Raw genomic sequence first — 19,094 nt, forward strand, 5'->3', positions numbered from 1 at the left:
GCGGCTCACTTGCCGAGAAGCTTCTTGATCTTCGCGGCGTCGCCCGGGGCCATCTCGGCGTTGCCGGTGAGGCGACGCGTCACGCGGGACGACTTGTGCTCGAGCAGGTGGCGCTTGCCGGCGCGCTCACGCAGCACCTTGCCGGAGCCGGTGACCTTGAAGCGCTTGCTGGCACCGCTGTGCGTCTTGTTCTTCGGCATGCGCCGTTCTCTCCTCGTCAGTGGCGCTCCCACCGGGACGGACCGGGCTGGCGGGAGCGTCAGATGTATCGGTTGGTGTCCGGGGCGGGGTGCCCCGGCATGAATCCGGGGCTCGCGCCCTGGGGATCACGCCTCGGCGGGCTCCTCGGCGGGCTCCTCCGTGGGAGCACCACCCTGGCGCGTCGCCTTGCGGGCGGCCTGCGCCTCACGGGCTTCGGCCATCGCCTCGGTCTTCTTCTTGTGCGGACCGAGAACCATGATCATGTTTCGGCCGTCCTGCTTGGGGTTCGACTCGATGAAGCCGAGCTCCTCCACATCGGACGCGAGCCGCTGCAGGAGCCGGAAGCCCAGCTCGGGGCGGGACTGCTCGCGACCACGGAACATGATCGTGATCTTGACCTTGTCACCCTGCTTGAGGAACCGGACGACGTGACCCTTCTTGGTGTCGTAGTCGTGCGGGTCGATCTTCGGCCGGAGCTTCATCTCCTTGATGACCGTGTGCGCCTGGTTCTTGCGCGCCTCACGGGCCTTCATGGCCGACTCGTACTTGAACTTTCCGTAGTCCATGAGCTTGCAGACCGGCGGACGGGCGTTCGCCGCCACCTCGACCAGGTCGAGGTCGTACTCCTGCGCAAGCTCCAGGGCCTTGGCAAGCGGCACAATGCCGACCTGCTCGCCGCTGGGACCGACGAGTCGCACCTCGGGGACGCGAATCCGGTCGTTGATGCGGGGCTCGGCGCTGATGGATCCTCCTCGGTAGCACCACGCGACGGCCTGGCGGACTGCCGCGTAACGTCTTTTCGGTGTGACCAACCGCGCCGGTACATGAAAAATGCCCCGGACGGGACACAGGCGGGGCTCCACGTGGATCTGGAGCACCGCCGCGAAGTCTCCGCGGGGCGCAGCCGGACCGTTGACCCGCCGGCCGGTGAGGCCAGTCGGGTGGGAGATCGGAGCCTCCACTTGTGGGCCGGTCACATGCGTGTCCGGCCGGTCGGAACACCAGGATACACGAGTCAAGGGGTGGCACCCACTCCTGTGCGGTTGCCGCGGGCGGGGCCGCGGTCACGGGCACTCCCGCACGCGGGGGCCGGACGCGCTGGCCATAGGCTGGAGGCGACCCCTCAGCAGGAAGAAGCCCGAGACATGAGCGACCAGACCCCGCAGCAGCCCGACGCCCCGAACGCGGCGACCCCTGACTTCGACGCCATGACCCGAGACATCGCGGAGGTGCCGGCGGTCGAGGTGATCACCACGGTCGCGGTGCATCTGATGAGTTCGGCGGCGGTCAACCTCGGGCTCGCCGAGGAGGGCGAGGCGCACAAGGACCTGGACGAGGCGCGCAAGCTCATCCAGGCGCTGGCCGGGCTGGTCACCGCCAGCGCCACCGAGATCGGCTCGTACCACGCGGCGCCGCTGCGGGACGGGCTGAAGTCTCTGCAGCTGGCGTTCCGCGAGGCCTCGGTGGTACCCGACGAGCCCGGCCAGGGCCCCGGCGAGAAGTACACCGGGCCGGTCCACGGCTAGGCGTTCTAAGCGTTTCCGCGACACCGCACAGACGGGCCCCGGCCGGACACGGCCGGGGCCCGTCTGTGCGCGGAGAGCGGGCGGCGGGTGTCAGATCGGCTCGTGGGGCTCCGTCGGGGCGTTGTGGGGCATGCCTTCGTCGGCGATGAGGAAGGGCTCGTGCGGCGGGTGGGTGACCTGGTGCACCGCCGCCGCGAGGGCGCCGCCGATCAGTGGCGCGACGATGAACAGCCACAGCTGGGTGATGGCCGCGCCGCCCGCGAAGAGCGCCGGGCCGATGGAGCGCGCCGGGTTCACGGAGGTGCCGTCGAGCGGGATGCCGATGAGGTGGACGGTGGCCAGCGCCAGGCCGATCCCCAGACCGCCGAAGCCGATCACGGCCACCTTGTGGGTGACCGCCAGCCACACGTAGACGAGCAGGAAGGTCATCACCATCTCGACGACGAAGGCGCCGCCGAGGTTGAGATGCACCGCCGAGCGGTCGCCCCAGCCGTTCGTGCCGAACGACGCGTGGGTCTGCAGGCCCGGGACCTGCTTGGCGACCAGGAAGAGCAGGGCCGCGCCGACGATGCCGCCGACGACCTGGGCGATCCAGTACTCGGCCGCCGTGCGCAGCGTGATCCGGCGGACCAGCAGCATGCCCAGGGTCACCGCGGGGTTGAGCTGGCTGCCGGAGACCGGGCCGAGCGCGTAGGCAAGCGCCACCATGGTGAAGCCGAAGGCCAGGGCGATGCCGAAGGTGCCGATGTATTCGCCCGCCAGCACTGCCGAGCCGACGGCGAAGAACACCAGGAGCAGCGTGCCGAGGAACTCGGATACGACCGGGCGGGTCAAGACCGTCGAGATCTCCGTTTTCTCCATGGGGGCTCTCCTCGCGTGGATCTTGAGCTCTCCTCCGCATTGTGCGGCCCTGGAGACGAACCCGCCCGTCGGCGGCCCGGGGACCGGCAGCGGGTGCCGGGCCCCGTGGGTGGGGTGTCAGCGCCGGAAGAGCGGCTCCCCGTCGGTGGTGGCGCCGGGCGGCAGCAGGGCCAGATCCAGGCCCTTCACCAGGCGGGCGCGCAGCACCTCGTCGGCGGCCACCGCCCGGGCCAGCCGCTGGGCGACCGTGGCCGGGTCCGCTTCGGGGGCGAGGCCGAGGGCGAGGGTGGCGTCGGTTTCCCCGGAGGGCACGAGCCGGGCGAGCCGCACTGCCGGCTCGGCGTCGAGCAGGGCGCGCAGGGCGCCGGTGACGGCCGGGTCGGCGAGCGGGTCGGCGCTGGTGCGGCCCTCGGCGAGGGCGCGCAGGGCGGGGCCGGTGAGCTGGTAGGTGACCGGGCCGGCCAGGTCGACGACGACGGTGTCCGCCTGCTCGTGGGACGCGGCCAGCAGGGCCTGCTGGAGCGGGACCGCGACGGGCCGGGCGTCGGCGCGCCAGCGCTGGAGGGTCTCCATGGAGGTGAAGGCGGGGAGGGCCCGGCGGCCGCCCGGGGCCTGGAGGGTGGGGACGGCCATGTCGCTGCTCTTCTCGCGGCGCAGGCCGTCGGGTCCGGTCTCGGCCTCGCCGAGCACGGCCACCACGGGGACCAGGACACGCGCCCCGGCGAGCGCCGCCAGGAGTTCCGGCTCGGCGTCGCGGTCCCGCTCGTAGGCCGCCAGTGCCGCGGTCAGTGCCGGGTCGGCGGAGCCGTCGTCGTCGGGGAAACCGGAATCGGGGATGTTCTTCTGCACCACGTGAGCGTATCGGCCGGGGGTGCGGTGTCCGCGGCGCGGGCCGGGGTCCGGAGGCTGCCGGGGTGCGTACCGGTCAGGGGTGGGTCCGGCGGCCGCGCCAGAGGACGACCGCGGCCGCGACGAGGGCCAGTCCGGCGGCGCCGGCGGTCCAGGGGAGCCAGTTGACCGGGGAGTCCGCGGCGTCGCCGGCGGTGGGGCCGGGGCCGAAGTAGCGGTCGGCGTAGGCGGCGGGGGACGGCTTCTGCGGCGTGGGCTTGAGGTCCCCCGCGGCCGTGAGGGCGGCGGCGGGGTCGATCAGCCCGGCACCGTAGTCGTCGTCCCGGCCGCCCTCGGGGCTGTCCTGGGCGGTGGAGGTGAGCAGCCGGCGGATCTGGGCCGGGCTCAGGTCGGGGTGGGCGGAGCGGATCAGGGCGATGGCGCCGGAGACGAAGGCGGCGGCGGGGCTGGTGCCCCAGCCCGAGAGGTAGCCGTTCCCGGCGTCGGCCATGACGATGTCGAAGCCGGGGGCGCTGACCGTGGCGTACCAGTGGCGGGTGGAGAAGCGGGCGCGCGCGCCCACATGGGTGACGGCGGTGGCCGCGATGACGCCCGGGTAGGCGGCGGGGTAGGAGACGTGGTTGCCCTTCTGGCCGCCGTTGCCCGCCGAGGCGACGACGGGGATGCCCTTGCCGAGGGCGTACTGGATCGCGGCGTCCTCCCGGGGCTCGGGGTGTGCGGACGAGCTGTCGTCGCCGAGGGACATGTTGATCACGTCGGCGCCGTGGTCGGCGGCCCAGCGGATGCCGTCGGCGAGCGCGCCCGCCTTCTCCGTACGGGCCCGGCCGCGCTGTGGGTCGTTGTCCTCCAGGATCACCCGGACCGGCAGGATCCTGGCCTGCGGGGCGAGCCCGAGCACACCGTCCTGGCGGCCGGCACCATGGCCGTGACCTGCGATGATGCTGGCCATGCCGGTGCCGTGCTGCGCCCAGGCGGTGTCTCCGGGCCCGGCGCCGAAGCCGACCAGGTCCTGTTCGGGCAGCACCTGGCCGTCGAGGTCGGGGTGGTTGGCGTCCACGCCGGTGTCCAGGACGGCGACGGTGACGCCGGCGCCCTTGGTGGTGCGCCAGGCCTGCTGGGCGTGCACGGCTTGGAGGGCCCACTCCTGGGCGCGCAGGGCGTCGGCCCGGGCGGGGACGGCGGGCAGCACCGCGAGCGCCGCGCAGGACAGTGCGACGGCGGCGCCGCGCAGCACGGTCTTCGTCATGACGATGCCTCCGTGGTCTGCCGGGGGCCGCCGGCTGCCGTGCGGAAGTCCTTCCCGATGCGGTCCGCCAGGTCCTTGGCGTCATGGCCCAGACCGGATTCGGCCGGGGCGGTGGTGGCGCCGGGCTTCGTCGCGGCCTCGGCGGGCTGCGGCGCGGCGAAGGTGCGGCCGTCGGCGAAGCCGGAGACGGCGTAGACGACGACCGGGATGTCGGTGAGCACCCGGACGGTCCAGCTGGCCCGCTGGGCGCGGCCGAAGTCCTCGGCCGGGGTGTCCCGGGCAGCGTACGGCAGCGGCATCAGGTCGGTGCGGGTGCCCAGACTCCTGGTGCTGAAGCGGGTGTTGAGCGCCGTCATCCCGGCCTGGTCGGCCTTGGTGATCTGCGCCCCGACGGTGATGACGCTGCTGCGGGTGGCGTCGACGTAGGTGGCGCGCAGCAGGCGGACGCAGCCCGCCCGGGCGAGCGCGTCGGCGAGCTTGGGGTCGTAGGCGCCGGTGCAGCCGCTGTCGGGGGCGACGGCGATCCGGCTCCAGGTCCGGTCGGCGCCGCCGGGGCCGGCGCCGAAGCCGTGGACGGTGCGCGGGAAGAGGGTGTCGACGGGGGTGTTGTGCCAGACGTCGCGGCCCTTGGCGAAGGTGGCCGCGGCGTCGGGGGTGGCGCCGGCGGCCTCGTCGGTGAGCCAACTGCCCGCCGCCGCACCGCCGATGAGGCCGACGCCGAGGACGAGGCAGGCCGCGGCGGCCAGCGCCCGGGCGCCGGGGCGGCTCGCCGGGGGGCGGCGCGGGAGCCCGCCGGGCCCACCTCCGTGCACGGGCCGGGGGGCCGGGGCCCACGGCGGCTGTGCCAGGCGCGCGGATGCGGGGCCGGGCGCTTCGCCGCCGGCGGCCGCCTGCGGGGTGGCGGGGTCGGGCTCGCCGGGGCGCGACGGCGCGCCCGGCCCGCTCCACAGGCCCTGGCTGTGCGCCAGATGGAAGGCGGCGGGACGGGGGGCGTCCCCGGGGCGGAAGGTTCGCCCGGCACCCGGCGCAGCACGGCCGTGTGCGGGTCCCCCGCAGGCTCCGGCGGAGCGGGCCGCCGGGGCGGCTGCGGGGGTATGGGCGGGATGCGCCGCGCATCGGCGAATTCGGCGTCGGTGCTCACCCGCGCTCCCCCTTGCACCGCTGACCGCCACGACCCGATCCGGAATCGGGGCACGGTGGTTCGTATCCGGACAACAGCCGCTGACCTGCTGGTTGCGGTGTCGGGCCACTCTAAGGGCTGGCGGCGTCCGTGCTCCAACCCCTGTCCGCTCTGTGGCCATCTCTCCCCCTACCCAGTGGTAGGAGGTTCTGGCAGGCTGCGGCCATGTCACCGCAGACTGCCGACGCGCATGGCGACAGGGCCCGTCCCCCGGCTCCCGACTCCTCCCCCGCTCTCGGCTCCGCGCGAGCGGGGGGACCCCCACGCGCGGCGGAGACCCCCTTCGACCGGGCCACCGCGCACCTCGACGCCCCGCTGGCCGTCGTCGACCTGCGGGCCTTCGACGCCAACGCCGCCGATCTGGTGCGCCGTTCCCAGGGGAAGCCGATCCGGGTGGCGAGCAAGTCGGTGCGCTGCCGGGCGCTGCTGGAGCGGGTGCTGGCCCGGGAGGGCTTCGCGGGGCTGATGAGTTTCACGCTGGCCGAGTCGCTGTGGCTGGCCCGCTCGGGCTTCCGCGACATCCTGCTGGCGTATCCGACGGCGGACCGGGCGGGGCTGGCCGAGCTGACCGCCGAGCCGGACCTGGCGGCCGCGGTGACGGTGATGGTCGACGACCCGGCGCAGCTGGATCTGATCGACGCGGCCCGCCCGGACGGTGCGCACGGCGGCACGGAGGTGCGGGTGTGCCTGGAGCTGGACACCTCCTTCCGGCTGCCGGTCGGGAACGTCCGGGTCGGTGCGCGCCGCTCTCCGCTGCGGGAGCCGGCCCAACTGGCCGCGCTGGCCCGGGCGGTGGTGAGCCGGCCCGGGTTCCGTCTGGTGGGACTGATGGCGTACGAGGGGCATCTGGCGGGGGTGGGCGACGAGGTCGCCGGCCGGCCGGTGTTCTCCCGGGCGGTCCGGATGATGCAGGCGGCGGCGCGCAAGGAGCTGGCGCGGCGGCGCTGGGAGGCCGTACGGGCGGTGCGGGCGGTGGCACCGCGGCTGGAGTTCGTCAACGGCGGCGGGACCGGCAGCGTGCAGCACACCGCAGCGGAGGCGGCGGTCACCGAGATCGCGGCCGGCTCGGGACTGTACGTACCGCGGCTGTTCGACAACTTCCGTTCGTTCAGCGGGCGTCCGGCGGCGCTGTTCGCCCAGCCGGTGGTGCGCCGACCCGGCCCGGGGGTCGTGACGGTGCTGGGCGGCGGCTATCCGGCGTCGGGGGTGGCCGGCGCGGACCGGCTGCCGGTGCCGTATCTGCCGGCCGGGCTGCGCTACGACCCGCAGGAGGGCCCCGGCGAGGTGCAGACGCCGCTGCTGGGGCCGGCCGCCGACGGGCTGCGGATCGGCGACAAGGTGTGGTTCCGGCACGCGAAGGCCGGTGAGCTGTGCGAGCGGTTCGCCGAGCTGCACCTGGTCGACGGGGACCGGGTGGTGGACACGGTGCCGACGTACCGCGGGGAGGGCCACGCCTTTCTGTGACCGGCGCGGCCCTCCCCCGTACGGAGCCGGTGGCTCAGTACACCGTGTCCTGCTGGTCCGGGATCACCGAGCCGTCGGGGCGGTGGATCGGGGCGAGGGTGCCGTCCGGCTGGACGTAGCCGGCGGTCGAGCACGGGTAAGCGTCGGTCTTGCGCTTCTTCGGCTCGATGAACATCGGGTTGATGATCCAGCGGTGGTCGCTGTTGTCGTACGCCCGGCACATCAGCTCGGTCTTGTTGCGGTTGATGGCCAGGTGGCCGGCGGTGGCATCGCCGACGAACGTCACATCGGTCTCGGCGTCGCCCGCCGCGAAGGCGGCGCGGTGCGCCGGGTCCTGCTGCTGCCAGGCCTTGGCGCCCTTGACGTGGAAGATCTCCTGGTTGATCCAGCAGCGCTTGCCGTCCATGTACGTCAGGACCTCACCGTTGGTGTCCTTGACGTCACCGCAGCCCTGGACGCCGGTGGTGAGCCGGCCCTGGCTGACGATGTTGCGGATGCCGACGATGTGGTCACGGTCGATGCCCACACCGGGCGCCCAGGCGCGCACCAGCGGCTCGGCGGACGCCGAGACGATGTAGACGTCGAAGCCGGCCTTCTTGAGGGTGCCGATCAGGTCGCGCTGCTGCTCGTAGTAGCGGATGTATCCGGCCCACTTGTGCGTGCCGACCGTCTGCTCCGTACCGATCGGCGCGGCGAGGTTCTGCTTGCGCGCCTTGGCGGCGTACGAGGTCAGGGCGTCCGGAGTGTGCCCGGCGAACAGCTGGGTGATCCAGACGTAGGAGGGCACCGTGCGCCGGTGGTTCCACTCCCCCGCGAACGCGGTCTTGCCGCCGGAGGTCTTCTCGTCGTTGTAGACGTCGAGGATCTCGTCGGTGCAGCCGGTGTCGGTCGAGGTCGGCAGCGGGTGGCCGGCCGGCACGGAGGTGCCGCAGGCCTTGGTGAGCGCGGCAGCCGCGTCGTCGGTCAGCCACTTGTTGGTGGCCTTCCAGCTGGCGGGGCGCAGCACCTTGTCGTGCCGCAGCATCCAGGCCAGCGTGGCGTCGGAGATGTCGTTCTTGACGACGGTGTTGTCCCAGTCGAAGGTGGCGACCGGCCGGGCGCCGTCGGAGCCGGCGCAGCTGCCCCGCTCGTCGATCATTTTCTGCAGCTTGGCACGGTTGTCGCCGTACCAGCCCTTGGTGACGTGGAGGGTGGGGCACTGACGCGGTGCCGGGCCCGCCGTGGCCGTCTGGGCGGACGCGACGCCGCCTCCCACGACCGCGAGGGCGGCACCCGCTGCCAGCCAACGACGTTTGGTGAGCATGGAACACACTCCTGTCGAACGAAGAATCGAAGGCGGAGGCTAGCGCATGGCGGCCGGGCGTGGTGCGAAGCCCGGCCGCCATGACGCGGAAGTGGAGGTGAACAACTAGTGGTTACACCGGGGTGACGTACGCACCCGCGATCCCTCCGTCGACCAGGAATTCGGCGGCGTTGACGAACGAGGAGTCGTCGCTGGCCAGGAAGGCGACCGCGGAGGCGATCTCCTCGGGCTCGGCGAACCGGCCCACCGGGACGTGCACCAGACGGCGTGCGGCGCGCTCGGGGTCCTTGGCGAACAGCTCCTTGAGCAGCGGGGTGTTGACCGGCCCCGGGCACAGCGCGTTGACCCGGATGCCCTCGCGGGCGAACTGCACGCCCAGTTCACGCGACATGGACAGCACGCCGCCCTTGGAGGCGGTGTAGCTGATCTGGGAGGTGGCGGCGCCCATCACGGCCACGAAGGAGGCGGTGTTGATGATGGAGCCCTTGCCCTGCCGCTGCATGTAGGGCAGCGCGTGCTTGCAGCAGAGGTAGACCGAGGTGAGGTTGACCTCCTGCACGCGCTTCCAGGCGTCCAGGCCGGTGGTGAGGATCGAGTCGTCGTCGGGCGGGGAGATGCCGGCGTTGTTGAACGCGATGTCCACCGAGCCGTAGGTGTCGAAGGCGGTCTTGTAGAGCGCCTCGACCTGCTCGGAGTCGGTCACATCGACCTGGACGAAGGTGCCGCCGACCTCTTCGGCGGCGGCCTTGCCCGCCTTGTCGTCGATGTCGGCGCACACGATGTGGGCGCCCTCGGAGGCCAGTCGGCGGGCGGTGGCCAGGCCGATGCCGCTGCCGGCTCCGGTGATCACGGCGGTACGGCCGACGAGGCGGCGGCACACTGCGGTCTGGTCGGTCACTTAGCGCTCCTCTGTGCTGATGAAGATGTTCTTGGTCTCGGTGAAGGCGGTCAGCGCGTCCGGTCCCAGTTCACGGCCGAGGCCGGACTGCTTGAACCCGCCGAAGGGGGTCCAATACCGCACGCTGCTGTGGGAGTTGACGGAGAGGTTGCCGGCCGCCACGCCGCGGGAGACCCGCAGTGCGCGGCCGACGTCCCGGGTCCACAGCGAGCCGGACAGGCCGTAGTCGGTGGTGTTGGCGATCCGGACCGCGTCGGCCTCGTCGTCGAAGGGCATGACCACCGCGACCGGGCCGAAGATCTCCTCGACGGCCGTACGGTCCTCGGGGCGGCCCTCCAGGACGGTGGCCGGGTACCAGAAGCCCTTGCCGGCGGGCGCCTCGCCGCGGATGGCGGCCGGGGCGTCCTCGGGGACGTAGGACCGTACCCGCTCGCGCTGGGCGGCGGAGATCAGCGGGCCCATCTGGGTCGTGGGATCGGCCGGGTCGCCGACGGTGAACGCCTTGACCGCGGGCTCCAGCAGCTCCATGAAGCGGTCGTACACGGAGCGCTGGACGAGGATGCGGCTGCGGGCGCAGCAGTCCTGGCCGGTGTTGTCGAGGAAGGAGCCGGGGGCGGCGGCCGCGGCGGCCTCCAGATCGGCGTCGGCGAAGACGATGTTGGGGCTCTTGCCACCGAGTTCGAGGGTGAGCCGCTTGGTCTGTGCCGCGCAGCGGGCGGCGATCTGCCGGCCGGTCGCGGTGGAGCCGGTGAAGACGACCTTGGCGACGCCGGGGTGGTCGACCAGCGCGGTGCCGGTGACCGGGCCCTCGCCGGGCAGGACCTGGAAGAGGCCTTCGGGCAGCCCCGCCTCCAGGGCGAGTTCGGCGAGCTCGATCGCGGTGAGCGGGGTGGTCTCGGCGGGCTTGAGGAGCACCGCGTTGCCGGCCGCGAGCGCGGGGGCGGTGCCCCAGGCGGCGATCGGCATCGGGAAGTTCCAGGGGGCGATCACCGCGACCACGCCGAGCGGCTCCTGAACGGTGATGTTCAGGCCGCCGGCGACCGGGATCTGGGTGCCGTTCAGGCGCTCCACTCCCCCGGCCGCGTAGTGCAGCAGATCGCGGACGTTGACCGCTTCCCACCGGGCGTTGCCCAGCGGATGGCCGGCTTCCTTGAGTTCGAGCGCGGCCAGCGGCTCGATATGGGCGTCGACGACCTCGGCGAAGCGGCGCAGCAGCCGGGCCCGGTCGCCGGGTGCCACCGCGGCCCAGGACTGCTGGGCGGCGGCGGCCCGGCGGACCGCGGTGTCGACCTCGGCGGGGGAGGTGGTGGGGACGGTGGCCACCACCTCCTCGGTCGCCGGGTTGAGAATCTTCAGCTCGTGCAGACCAGTGGACACGGTCGGTTCCTCACATGCGCTCGAAGGAGCGGAAGCGCTCCCAGTCCGTGACGGCGGCGTCGTAGGCGTCCTGCTCGACGCGGGCCATGTGGCGGTAGTGGTCGACGACCTCGTCGCCGAAGGCCTCGCGGGCGATCGGGCTGTTCTCCCACAGCTCGGCGGCCTCGCGCAGGGTCGTGGGAACGTGGGCGGCGTCGCCGGTGTAGGCGTTGCCGGTGGTGGCCTCGGGGAGTTCCAGCTCGTGCTCGATGCCGTACAGGCCGGCCGCGACCATGCCGGCGACCGCGAGATAGGGGTTCACATCCCCGCCGGGCAGCCGGTTCTCCAGGCGGTGGGCGCGGCCGTGGCCGACCACCCGCAGGGCACAGGTGCGGTTGTCGGGGCCCCAGGCGACGGCGGTGGGCGCGAAGGAACCGGGGCGGAAGCGCTTGTAGGAGTTGATGTTGGGCGCGTAGAAGAGCGTGAAGTCACGCATCGCGGCGAGCTGGCCCGCCAGGAAGTGCCGCATGGTCTTCGACATGCCGTACGGGCCGCTCTCGTCGGCCAGCACCGGCCGGCCGTCCTCGTCCTGCAGCGAGAGGTGGATGTGACAGGAGTTGCCCTCGCGCTCGTCGTACTTCGCCATGAAGGTGAGCGACATGCCCTCCTGGGCGGCGATCTCCTTGGCACCGGTCTTGTAGATGCTGTGCTGGTCGCAGGTGGTGAGCGCCTCGTCGTAGACGAACACGATCTCGTGCTGGCCGAGGTTGCACTCGCCCTTGGCGGACTCGACGGTCATCCCGGCCGCGCCCATCTCGTTGCGGATCCGGCGCAGGACGGGCTCGACGCGGCCGGTGCCGAGGACGGAGTAGTCGCCGTTCCACTGGTTGGCGGGGTTCATCTCGCGGTAGCCGCGGGACCAGGCGTCCTCGTAGGAGTCCTTGAAGAGCATGAATTCCAGCTCGGTACCGGCGTACGCGCTCCAGCCCCGCTCGGCGAGACGGTCGAGCTGACGCCGCAGGATCTGCCGGGGCGAGGCGGCGACCGGGGAGCGGTCGTGCCAGGCGAGGTCGGCGGTGATCAGCGCGGTGCCGGGGTTCCAGGGGGTGCGGCGCAGGGTGGCGACGTCGCCGTGCATGGCGAAGTCGCCGTAGCCGCGTTCCCAGGAGGACATGGCGTAGCCCTCGACCGTGTTGAGGTCGACATCGACGGCGAGGAGGTAGTTGCAGCCCTCCGTGCCGTGGTCGAGGACGGTGTCGAGGAAATATCGGGCCGCGAACCGCTTGCCCTGGAGTCGGCCTTGCATATCGGTGAAGGCGAGGACGACAGTGTCGATCTCCCCGGCGTCGACGAGGTCTCTGAGCTCCTCGACGGAGAGTGGGGGCGTGCGGTCTGCCACGGTGTTGCCTCCTGTCACTGCATCCGGAGGTCATAAGGTAGGCACACGAACCATTGATTGGGAAGGGGTATCGATGGACGGTGCGGCTGACCGACTGGCACCCGTGCTGCGGCCGGTGCGGGCGGGCAACGGCTTCGAGGAGGCGCTGGAGCAGATACTCCAGATCGTCCGGCTCGGCCTGGTACCCCAGGGCGAGCGGCTGCCCGCGGAGCGGGAGCTGGCGGAGCGGCTGCAGATCAGCCGGGTCACCCTGCGCGAGGTGCTCAAGGTGCTGCAGGACGAGGGCCTGGTGGAGAGCCGGCGCGGACGCTACGGCGGCACGTTCGTCCGGGTGCGGGCGGAGAATCCGGGCGAGGCCGAGCTGCGCCGCCGGACCGAGAAGATCGACGTCGAGGACACCCTGCGCTTCCGGGAGGTGCTGGAGGTGGGCGCGGCCGGGCTGTGCGCCACCCACGGGCTCTCCGACGTGCAGCGAGGCCGGCTGCGGGCGGCGCTCGCGGCGACCCAGGAAGCCCCGCTGGCCGACTACCGCCGGCGCGACACCCTGCTGCACCTGACGCTCGCCGAGCTGTCCGGCTCGCCCTCGCTGGCGGCGCAGTACGCGGCGGTGCGGGCGAGCGTCAACGATCTGCTGGACTGCATCCCGCTGCTGGTGCGGAATCTGGAGCACTCCCAGACCCAGCACAGCGCGCTGGTCGAGGCGGTGCTGGAGGGCGACGCGGACGGCGCCCGCGAGGTGATGCGGGAGCACTGCGCGGGCACCGCGGCCCTGCTGCGCGGCTTCCTGTCATGAAACTTCCCGTCCCGGGAAACCTGACCGTCACGAGATATTTCCGTCCAGGTCTTGCGCTCAGCTCTCCTGGGAGCAAAGGTATCGCCCCATACCTTTATTGCGAGGCAGGGAGCGGTTCGTCGGACGCCGTGCCCGCCACGGATTCTTCAGGCCCCTCGGAGGCGTTGTGTCGATCGACAAGCACGCGACGGACCCAGACCAGGAACATCAATCTCCTCAGCTGTCCAGCGATGAAGAGCGCCTCCACCAACTCGGTTACGCGCAGGAACTCGCACGCTCCATGTCGGCGTTCTCCAACTTCGCCGTCTCGTTCAGCATCATCTCGGTGCTCTCCGGCTGTCTGACGCTGTACGGCTTCGGCATGAACACCGGTGGCCCCGCCCTGATCACCTGGGGCTGGCCGGTGGTCGGCATCATGACCCTGTTCGTGGGCCTGGCGATGGCCGAGGTCTGCTCCAGCTACCCGACAGCGGGCGGCCTGTACTACTGGGCGGCGAAGCTGGCCCCCTCACGCGGCCCGGCGTGGTCCTGGTTCACCGGCTGGTTCAACTTCCTCGGCCAGGTCGCGGTGACCGCGGGCGTCGACTTCGGGGCCGCGTCCTTCCTGAACGCGCTGCTGGACCTGCAGTTCGGCTTCACCGCCACCCCGGCACACACGATCATGCTGTTCGGAGTGATACTGCTGGCGCACGGCCTGCTGAACACCCTCGGCGTGAAGCTGGTCTCCCTGCTCAACAACGTCAGCGTGTGGTGGCACGTCTTCGGTGTGCTGGTCATCGTGGGCGCGCTGGTCGTCCTGCCGGCGAAGCACCAGTCCGCCTCCTTCGTCTTCACGCACGTCGTCAACAACACCGGCTGGCACTCCAGCCTCTACGTCGGCCTGCTGGGACTGCTGCTCGCGCAGTACACCTTCACCGGCTACGACGCCTCGGCGCACATGACCGAGGAGACCCACGACGCGGCCAAGGCCGGGCCGCGCGGCATCGTGATGTCGATCCTCGTCTCGCTGGTCGCCGGCTGGATCCTGCTGGTCGGCATCACCTTCGCCATCCAGAGCTACGACGGCGCGCTGAACAGCAAGACCGGCGTCCCCCCGGCGCAGATCTTCATCGACGCCCTCGGCAGCACCGGCGGCAAGCTGCTCCTGCTGATCGCCATCGGCGCCCAGTTCTTCTGCGGCATGGCGTCGGTCACCGCCAACTCGCGCATGATCTACGCCTTCTCCCGGGACGGCGCGCTGCCCGGCTCGCGGCTGTGGCACAGCATCAACAAGCGGACCAAGACCCCGACCAACGCGGTCTGGCTGGCCGCCGGCGGCGCCTTCCTGCTGGGCCTGCCGTACCTGTGGAACACCACGGCGTACGCGGCCGTCACCTCGATCGCCGTGATCGGCCTGTACATCGCCTACGTCATGCCCATCTTCCTCCGGCTGCTGCAGGGCGACCGGTTCGAGCGCGGCCCGTGGCACCTCGGCCGCTGGAGCAAGGCCATCGGCACCATCGCCGTCGGATGGACCGTGGTCATCTCCGTCCTGTTCATGCTCCCGACGAGCAGCCCGGTCACGACGGACACCTTCAACTACACCCCGATCGCCGTCCTCGTCGTCCTCGGCTTCGCCGGCATCTGGTGGCTGGTGTCGGCCCGCAAGTGGTTCACCGGCCCGAAGGTCCAGGGCTCGGCCGAGGAGCTGGCCGCCATTGAGCACGAACTGGAATTCTGAAGGGACGGGATCCGTGTCCAAGCCTCTCATCGGCATCAGCACCTACCAGCAGGAAGCCAGCTGGGGGGTCTGGACGCTGCCGGCCGCGCTGGTGCCCGCCGGATATCCGCGGCTGGTGCAGCGCGCGGGCGGGCTGCCCGTGCTGCTGCCGCCGGGCGATCCGGCGGCAGCCGCCGCGACGGTGGCGCGGCTGGACGCGGTGGTGATCGCCGGCGGCGCGGATGTGGCACCGGCGCGGTACGGCGCGGAGCCGCACCCCCGCACCGGCCCGCCGTCCCTGGACCGGGACGCCTGGGAACTGGCCCTGATCGAGGCCGCGTTGGCGGACGGCGTCCCGCTGCTGGGCATCTGCCGCGGCCTCCAGCTGCTGAACGTGGCGCTGGGCGGCACCCTCGTCCAGCACCTCGACGGCCACGCGGGCGCCCCCGGCGTCTTCGAGCGGCACGACATCAAGCCGGTTCCCGGGACGCTGCTGGGCCGTACGCTGCCCGAGCCGGTCTCCGTGCCGACGTACCACCACCAGGCCGTGGACCGGCTCGGCCGCGGACTGCTGGCCTCGGCCTACGCGGAGGACGGCACCATCGAGGCCCTGGAGCTGCCGGACGCGCCCGGCTTCACGCTGGCGGTGCAGTGGCACCCGGAGGCCGGCGACGACACCCGGGTGATGGAAGCCCTGGTGGCGGCGGGCGGGGCGGCCGCCACGGAGTGATCCCGCGGGCGGGGCGGCCCGCCGGTGCGGGGGCCGCTCAGGCCGTCGGGCGGGTCAGTCCCAGCAGCTGGCGGGCCGGGCCCGCCGGGCGCTGACCGGCCGGCCACACGGCACGCAGCTCCCGGCCCAGCCGCAGCCCGCGTACCGGAATCTCCACCAGCCGGCGCGCGGTCAGCTCCTCCCCGACGGCGAGTTCGCTCAGGACGGAGGGGGCCGCCTCGCTCACCACCGCCGCCTTCACGGCGGTGGTCGAGGCGAGTTCGAGGAGCGGTGCGGCCAGTCCGCCGTGGCGGGCCAGCGCCGCGTCCAGCACCTGCCGCGTCCCCGAGCCGCGCTCGCGCAGAATCAGCGGGGTGGCCGCGAGTTCGGCGGCGGTCAGCTCGGTACGCCGCCGGGTCCAGGGGTGGGACGGGGCGGCGACCACGATCAGCCGGTCGTGCCCGATGACCGTCCCGTCCAGCCCCTCCGGCACCTCGAGCCCCTCCACGAATCCGAGGTCGGCCGCGCCGGTCAGCAGCCGCTCGGCGACCGCGCGGGAATTGCCGGCGAGCAGCGAGACGGCGGTCCCGGGCCGCTGGGCGCGCAGCGCGATCAGCCACCCCGGCAGCAGATACTCGGCGATCGTCATGCTGGCCGCGACCCGCAGCCGGGAATCGCGCCGGCCGCGCAGCGCCTGCGCCCCCGCGTCGAAGGCCTCGGCCGCCTCCACCACCCGCCGCGCCCAGTCCGTCACCAGCGCACCGGCGTCCGTCAGCCGGGAGCCGCGCGGCGAGCGTTCGACCAGCGCCACCCCCAACTGCCGCTCCATGGACCGGATCCGGCTGCTGGCGGCGGGCTGGCTGATCCCGCGCGCACGGGCGGCCCGCCCCAGGCTGCCGAGCCGGGCGACGGCGAGCAGCAGCTCCAGCGCACCGAGATCCGGGACCCGGTGTGCCAGCGACACGGCGGGCTCGGCCTCGTCACCCATCGACTCCCCCAAACACGCCTCTGCACATAAACCCAGCTTATGCCCTCATAGACGCGATGCCCCTGGTGGCGCCGGCGCCCGGCCACCACGCTGGATGCCATGGCAACCCTCGCGCACACGGCTTCCCGCGCCGTCACCGGCACAGGCACCGGCACCCCCGCTCCCCCACGCTCGGTACGCCACCTCGGGCCCAACTGGTACGCCGCCGTCATGGGGACGGCGATCGTCGCCGGCGCCGGTGCGGCCCTGCCGTTCACGGCGAACGGTGCCCGTCTCGCGTACCAGGCCGTCTGGGCGCTGTCGGCGCTGATGCTGCTGGCCCTGCTGGCCGCCCGGGGTGTGCACTGGGTCCGCCACGGGGACCAGGTGCGCCGCCATCTGCTGGACCCCGCGGTCGCCCCCTTCCACGGCTGTACGGCGATGGCGCTGCTGGCGGTGGGCGGCGGCACGCTGGCCGTGGGCCGGGAGGTCATCGGCGCACCCGCCGCCCTCGCCGCCGACGCCGTCCTGTGGAGCCTGGGCACCCTCGTCGGCCTCACGGCGGCCGCGGCGATCCCGTATCTGATGGTGACCCGGCACCGCATCGACGCCGGCAGCGCCTCCCCCGTCTGGCTGCTGCCGCTGGTCGCGCCCATGGTCTCGGCGGCGCTGGGCCCCGCCCTGGTGCCGCATCTGCCGGCCGGCCCGTGGCGGCAGACCCTGCTGTACGCCTGCTATGCGCTGTTCGGGATGTCCCTGCTGGCCACCCTGCTCGTGCTGCCGCTCGTGCTGTCCCGGCTGCTCCATCACGGCCCGCTGCCCCTCGCCCTGACCCCCACGCTGTTCCTCGTCCTGGGCCCGCTGGGCCAGTCCACCACCGCCGTCACCAACCTCGCCCATGTCGCGCCCGGAGTCGTGGACGCCTCCCTGGCGCCCGCGATGGGCGCCTTCGCGGTGCTCTACGGCGTCCCGGTGATGGGCTTCGCCCTGCTCTGGCTCGCGCTCGCGACGGCGATGGTGGTCCGCGCCGTCCGCAACGGCATGGGGTTCACGCTGACCTGGTGGGGCTTCACCTTCCCGCTGGGGACCTGTGTCACGGGGGCGGCGGGACTGGCCCGGCAGACCGGGCTGGGCGCCTTCGACGGGCTCGCGGTGGCCCTCTACGCACTGCTCGTCACGGCGGTGGCGGTGGCCTTCACCCGCACCGCTCTCGGGCTGGCCCGCGGACACCTGCCGGCGCCGCCCCGGCCGGTCACCCCGTAGCCGCCGAACGCCCGGCGGTCAGCGGGCCGTGGCCAGCGCCTCGGCCAGCACCGCCGGGGCCGCCACCAGCGACGGCCCGTACCAGGTCAGATGGCGGCCGCTGACCAGCGCCGCGGGCAGCGCGGGAAAAGCCTCGGGACCGTCCTCCGCGGTGAAGCGGTACGGCTCGTCGGGCAGCACGACGAGCTCGGCGCCCGCGCCGTTCAGTTCCTCCAGCGGGATCCGGGGGTAGCGGTCGGCGTGGCCGGCGTACCGGTTGCGTACGCCGAGGCGGGCCAGGAGGTCACCGGCGAAGGTGTCCCGGCCCAGCACCCGCCACGGCCGGCGCCAGATGGGCACCACCGCGGTGCGCTCCGTGGCCGGGACCGGCAGCTCCCGCCAGGCGGCCTCGGCGGCCGCCAGCCACCCGGGCCTGGGCAGCCCGCAGCCGTCCACCAGCACCCGGGTCAGCTCGCGCCACGCCTGGTCCAGCGTCCGCACCTCGGTGACCAGGACGTCCGTCCCCGCGGCACGGAGCGCGGCCAGGTCCTGCGGACGGTTCTCCTCCTCGTTGGCGAGGACGAGCCCGGGCGCCAGCGCGGCGATCGCGCCGAGGTCGGGATTCTTGGTGCCGCCGATACGGGCGACGTCGAGCCCGGCGGGGTGGCTGCACCAGTCGGTGGCCCCGACCAGCAGCTCAGGCGCGCAGGCGGCCACCGCCTCGGTGAGAGAGGGCACCAGGGACACCACGCGCCGGGGGGAACGAGGACCGGTCATCCGCCCACGGTACGCGCCCGCGCACCGGCCCGGCCGCGGACCGCCGCCGGGCAGCAGCCGGTCAACCCGTCCCCGGGGAGCGCCCGTTGGCGGTGCGGCGGAGCCAGTACGCCGCGCCCCCGGCCAGGGCGAACAGCGCCAGACCACCCACCGCCTGACCGGCGTCGACCCCCTCGACCCGGCCGTCCCGCACGGTGACGGTCTCGGTGAACCGCTCCCGGCCCGGCCCGCATTCGACGGTGACCGGGTAGCGGCCCGGGGCCGTCCCCTCGGCGACCCGGGCATCGGCGGCCATCCCGCGGTGTCCCGGCCGCAGCACCACCGACCCGAACAGCGGCGAGGCCACCCGCGCCCCGGTGGCCGCGGCACACCGGCTGCCGTCGCTGATGCGCACCCGTTGCCCGGCCACCATGGGGTCCGGCTCGACATGGGCCGACGCGGCGGGCGCGGCGAGGCCCAGGACGGTGACGCCGAGCAGGGCGGCAGCGGCGGTGTGCGCAGGCTTCACGATCCTCTCCTTCGGCGTCCGCGACCGCTGCGGCCGTGGGCAGACCACGGCGACCGCCAAGGAAATACCGTCATATACGAGAGCGAATCACCTGTCCCGTTCCGCCGCGCAGCAAA

The 19,094-nt window shown here is 73.0% G+C and carries 19 protein-coding genes; 6 read left to right on the forward strand and 13 right to left on the reverse strand.

Annotated features, from left to right (window positions below):
* Positions 1-5 precede the first annotated feature (5 nt).
* On the reverse strand, positions 6-200 hold the full coding sequence (gene rpmI, locus EST54_RS04710) for a 50S ribosomal protein L35 (RefSeq protein WP_016576627.1): 195 nt from the start codon (positions 198-200) through the stop codon (positions 6-8).
* Positions 201-326: 126 nt separating this feature from the next.
* Complete coding sequence (gene infC, locus EST54_RS04715) at positions 327-1,013, reverse strand: translation initiation factor IF-3 (RefSeq protein ID WP_129245331.1); 687 nt, start codon at positions 1,011-1,013, stop codon at positions 327-329.
* Between the two features lie 333 nt (positions 1,014-1,346).
* On the opposite strand from infC, the gene EST54_RS04720 reads away from it, so the two are divergent.
* A complete protein-coding gene (locus tag EST54_RS04720; protein WP_129245333.1) occupies positions 1,347-1,727 on the forward strand; it encodes a DUF1844 domain-containing protein in 381 nt (126 codons plus the stop codon).
* Positions 1,728-1,817: 90 nt separating this feature from the next.
* Here EST54_RS04720 and EST54_RS04725 read toward each other — a convergent pair whose 3' ends face one another.
* The 4 genes from EST54_RS04725 to EST54_RS04740 form a co-directional block, all read right to left on the reverse strand.
* Positions 1,818-2,588 (reverse strand): aquaporin, encoded by a 771-nt coding sequence (locus EST54_RS04725; protein ID WP_129245335.1) that lies wholly within the window; start codon positions 2,586-2,588, stop codon positions 1,818-1,820.
* Between the two features lie 117 nt (positions 2,589-2,705).
* The gene (locus tag EST54_RS04730) at positions 2,706-3,440 is read right to left on the reverse strand and encodes an SseB family protein (protein ID WP_129245337.1); all 735 of its coding nucleotides are present in this window, start codon (positions 3,438-3,440) and stop codon (positions 2,706-2,708) included.
* A 73-nt stretch (positions 3,441-3,513) separates the two neighbouring features.
* Entirely contained in the window at positions 3,514-4,683 is a 1,170-nt protein-coding gene (gene mycP / locus EST54_RS04735) for a type VII secretion-associated serine protease mycosin (RefSeq protein WP_129245339.1), read from the reverse strand.
* Entirely contained in the window at positions 4,680-5,495 is an 816-nt protein-coding gene (locus EST54_RS04740) for a hypothetical protein (RefSeq protein WP_129245341.1), read from the reverse strand. Before EST54_RS04740 ends, mycP begins: the two co-directional genes overlap by 4 nt.
* 533 nt (positions 5,496-6,028) lie before the next feature.
* Between EST54_RS04740 and EST54_RS04745 the strand changes: the two genes are divergently transcribed.
* The gene (locus EST54_RS04745; protein WP_244942439.1) at positions 6,029-7,327 is read left to right on the forward strand and encodes an amino acid deaminase/aldolase; all 1,299 of its coding nucleotides are present in this window, start codon (positions 6,029-6,031) and stop codon (positions 7,325-7,327) included.
* A 34-nt stretch (positions 7,328-7,361) separates the two neighbouring features.
* On the opposite strand, the gene EST54_RS04750 is transcribed toward EST54_RS04745, so the two are convergent.
* The 4 genes from EST54_RS04750 to EST54_RS04765 form a co-directional block, all read right to left on the reverse strand.
* The gene (locus EST54_RS04750) at positions 7,362-8,630 is read right to left on the reverse strand and encodes an HAD family hydrolase (RefSeq protein WP_129245343.1); all 1,269 of its coding nucleotides are present in this window, start codon (positions 8,628-8,630) and stop codon (positions 7,362-7,364) included.
* Between the two features lie 112 nt (positions 8,631-8,742).
* The gene (locus EST54_RS04755) at positions 8,743-9,528 is read right to left on the reverse strand and encodes a 3-oxoacyl-ACP reductase (RefSeq protein WP_129245345.1); all 786 of its coding nucleotides are present in this window, start codon (positions 9,526-9,528) and stop codon (positions 8,743-8,745) included.
* Positions 9,529-10,905, reverse strand: a complete 1,377-nt coding sequence (locus EST54_RS04760) for an aldehyde dehydrogenase family protein (protein ID WP_129245347.1) — start codon at positions 10,903-10,905, stop codon at positions 9,529-9,531.
* 10 nt (positions 10,906-10,915) lie between these two features.
* Complete coding sequence (locus EST54_RS04765; RefSeq protein ID WP_129245349.1) at positions 10,916-12,283, reverse strand: glutamine synthetase family protein; 1,368 nt, start codon at positions 12,281-12,283, stop codon at positions 10,916-10,918.
* A gap of 73 nt (positions 12,284-12,356) precedes the next feature.
* Here EST54_RS04765 and EST54_RS04770 point away from each other — a divergent pair, with 73 nt between their 5' ends.
* From EST54_RS04770 to EST54_RS04780, 3 genes are all read left to right on the forward strand, one after another.
* A complete protein-coding gene (locus tag EST54_RS04770) occupies positions 12,357-13,076 on the forward strand; it encodes a FadR/GntR family transcriptional regulator (RefSeq protein WP_129245351.1) in 720 nt (239 codons plus the stop codon).
* Between the two features lie 280 nt (positions 13,077-13,356).
* Entirely contained in the window at positions 13,357-14,796 is a 1,440-nt protein-coding gene (locus EST54_RS04775) for an amino acid permease (protein WP_239012260.1), read from the forward strand.
* Positions 14,797-14,809: 13 nt separating this feature from the next.
* On the forward strand, positions 14,810-15,505 hold the full coding sequence (locus EST54_RS04780; RefSeq protein WP_129245353.1) for a gamma-glutamyl-gamma-aminobutyrate hydrolase family protein: 696 nt from the start codon (positions 14,810-14,812) through the stop codon (positions 15,503-15,505).
* A gap of 37 nt (positions 15,506-15,542) precedes the next feature.
* Here EST54_RS04780 and EST54_RS04785 read toward each other — a convergent pair whose 3' ends face one another.
* A complete protein-coding gene (locus EST54_RS04785) occupies positions 15,543-16,472 on the reverse strand; it encodes a LysR family transcriptional regulator (RefSeq protein ID WP_129245355.1) in 930 nt (309 codons plus the stop codon).
* Positions 16,473-16,571: 99 nt separating this feature from the next.
* Between EST54_RS04785 and EST54_RS04790 the strand changes: the two genes are divergently transcribed.
* Positions 16,572-17,714 (forward strand): TDT family transporter, encoded by a 1,143-nt coding sequence (locus tag EST54_RS04790; RefSeq protein WP_129245357.1) that lies wholly within the window; start codon positions 16,572-16,574, stop codon positions 17,712-17,714.
* An 18-nt stretch (positions 17,715-17,732) separates the two neighbouring features.
* Here the strand turns inward: EST54_RS04790 and EST54_RS04795 are convergent, their stop codons facing one another.
* Both EST54_RS04795 and EST54_RS04800 read right to left on the reverse strand, forming a co-directional pair.
* Complete coding sequence (locus tag EST54_RS04795) at positions 17,733-18,470, reverse strand: helical backbone metal receptor (RefSeq protein WP_129245359.1); 738 nt, start codon at positions 18,468-18,470, stop codon at positions 17,733-17,735.
* A 61-nt stretch (positions 18,471-18,531) separates the two neighbouring features.
* Entirely contained in the window at positions 18,532-18,978 is a 447-nt protein-coding gene (locus EST54_RS04800) for a hypothetical protein (RefSeq protein WP_129245360.1), read from the reverse strand.
* Between the last annotated feature and the right edge of the window lie 116 nt (positions 18,979-19,094).

Source organism: Streptomyces sioyaensis, from assembly GCF_004122735.1.
Classification (GTDB): Bacteria; Actinomycetota; Actinomycetes; order Streptomycetales; family Streptomycetaceae; genus Streptomyces; species Streptomyces sioyaensis.